The 2,177-nt window shown below is 67.3% G+C and carries 1 protein-coding gene; it reads left to right on the top strand.

Annotation, left to right across the window (positions count from 1 at the left end):
- Positions 1-675: 675 nt before the first annotated feature.
- Positions 676-2,061 (top strand): group II intron reverse transcriptase/maturase, encoded by a 1,386-nt coding sequence (gene ltrA / locus ACFXB5_RS53555; RefSeq protein WP_385223325.1) that lies wholly within the window; start codon positions 676-678, stop codon positions 2,059-2,061.
- Positions 2,062-2,177: the final 116 nt, after the last annotated feature.

Below are 2,177 nucleotides of genomic sequence, written 5' to 3'. Positions count from 1 at the left end.
AGGTCGTGGGTGCGCCGTGAGGCGCAGTGATTCGAGTGGAGGTGAGAGACCTTCGCCGCTGATCCCGTCGCAGCGGGACGGTGGAGCTGGGGGCAGCCTGAACCGGGTGGTGCCGGGGAGGGTGGGAGCAGCCCTGACAACGCCGGGACGTGCCAGTACTGCCAGATGGTGCGGGTCCGGCTAGCGGGACGGAGAGGAGTACGCGAGGAACCGGCGTGTGACACCCCCTTGATGCGGCACCGGCTCGAACCTGGTGGATCTGGGCCGGGGGCGGCGCGCACCCGTCGAGTGTGTGGGCGGGGAACTCCCGCGGCGGTGGGCATGAGCCGCCAGGGAGGCTGCGAGGAAGGACTGCGGCGTACTCGCAGCGAAGCCGCAGGGGCATAGTCGGGCTCCTACTTCGACGAGCGAATCACTGTGAACACGGGAACCGTCCCGGGTCTGCCCTGAGCTCTCGCGTCCAGCGTGGTTGTCGGGGCTGGGCTCACCGACCGCCGATCGGCTTGGGACGGGGCGGAGCCGCCGTAGTACTCCGAGCCGGGGAAAGCCCGCGCACATGGGGAAGGGCGGCAGCGGTTTCGAGAAGGACTGGAGACTGTAATGCCGGAAGACGCACCGCCGAATGGCGGCGCTCCAGGTTCGGGACCTGCCGGGTCGTGGACGAGGGTATCGGGGATGCAGACCAAGCTTCACCGTTGGGCGGTGGCCGACCCGGGCCGCCGGTTCGATGGCTTGTTCAACTTCGTGCATGACCCGGCCACGCTGATCACGGCGTTCGACCGGGTCGCGGGCAACCAGGGGTCCAACACTCCTGGCGTCGACGGCCTGACGGCCGTCGGGGTCGAGGAGCTGATCGGGGTCCCCGGTTTCCTGGACGATCTGCGGACCGCCCTCAAGGACGGTTCGTTCCGGCCGCTGCCGGTGCGGGAACGCAAGATCCCCAAACCGGGCGGGCTGGGAAAGGTCCGCAGGCTGGGCATTCCCACAATCGCCGACCGGGTCGTCCAAGCGGCGCTGAAACTGGTGCTGGAACCCATCTTCGAGACCGGATTCGAACCGGTCTCCTACGGATTCCGGCCCCGGCGCAGGCCACATGACGCGATCGCCGAGATCCACCACTTCGGCACCCGGGGTTACCGATGGGTGCTGGACGCGGACATCGAGGCGGCCTTCGACAACCTCTCGCACTCCTTCGTCATGGACCGAGTGCGGGCGCGCGTCAAGGACAAGCGCGTGCTGGCCCTGGTCAAGGCGTTCCTCAAGGCCGGTGTGCTCACCGAACTCGGTGAGCGGCGCAACACCCATACCGGCACGCCCCAGGGCGGCATCCTGTCACCGTTGATCTTCAACATCGCGCTGTCCGCGCTCGATGAGCACGTGATGGCGCCATGGAAGAACGGCGGGGCGATGTCCACCCCGGGGAAACGGACCTACCGACGTTCCCGTGGCCGGCCGACGTGGCGGATCACCCGTTACGCCGACGACTTCGTGATCTTGGTGCACGGTTCGCGCGAGGACACCGAAGCGCTGCGCGAAGACGTCTCTCACGTGCTGGCCACCATGGGGCTGCGGCTGTCACCAGCCAAAACCCAGGTGGTCCACATGAGTGACGGGTTCAGCTACCTCGGCTTCCGCATCCGGTGGAAACGCAAGAGGGGGACGAACAAGTGGTACGTCTACACCTTCATCGACGCCCGGCCTGTCCGGACGTTGAAGGCGAAGATCCGTGCCCTGACGCACAAGACATCGCAGTGGGACCTCGCATCGACCCTGACCCGGCTGGGCCAGATCATGCGAGGCTGGGCCAACTACTTCAAACACGCCGTGGCGAAACGGACCTTCAGCAAGCTGGACGACTTCACCTTCTGGAGACTCGCCCACCTGCTGAGGGCTCGCCACGGCTGGAGCTGGGGACAACTCCGCCGCCACCTGACCGCCGCCACCGGGCGCTGGCAGATCGCGGCGGACGGGGTCGAGTTCTTCCGGATCGAAAAGGTGGCGGTCTCCCGCTACACCTACCGGGGCAACAAGATCCCAACCCCCTGGCCCGCCACTGCCTGACGACAGACACCGTGGAGAGCCCGTTACCGAGAGATCGGTACGGCGGGTTCGGCGAGCGGTCCGGGGAAACGGACCGGGAGCAATCCCGGCACCGCGCCCCGGGCCGACTCAACAAG

Origin of the sequence: Streptomyces sp. NPDC059455, assembly GCF_042750115.1 — a bacterium.
Taxonomy (GTDB): Bacteria; Actinomycetota; Actinomycetes; order Streptomycetales; family Streptomycetaceae; genus Streptomyces; species Streptomyces endocoffeicus.
The sequence above is the reverse complement of the archived record's forward strand: the minus strand, read 5'-3'. Positions and strand labels throughout refer to the sequence as shown.

Excerpts from the sequence above, each read along its gene's own strand:
- ltrA (WP_385223325.1), top strand. The coding sequence starts at position 676 with ATGCAGACCAAGCTTCACCGTTGGGCGGTGGCCGACCCGGGCCGCCGG.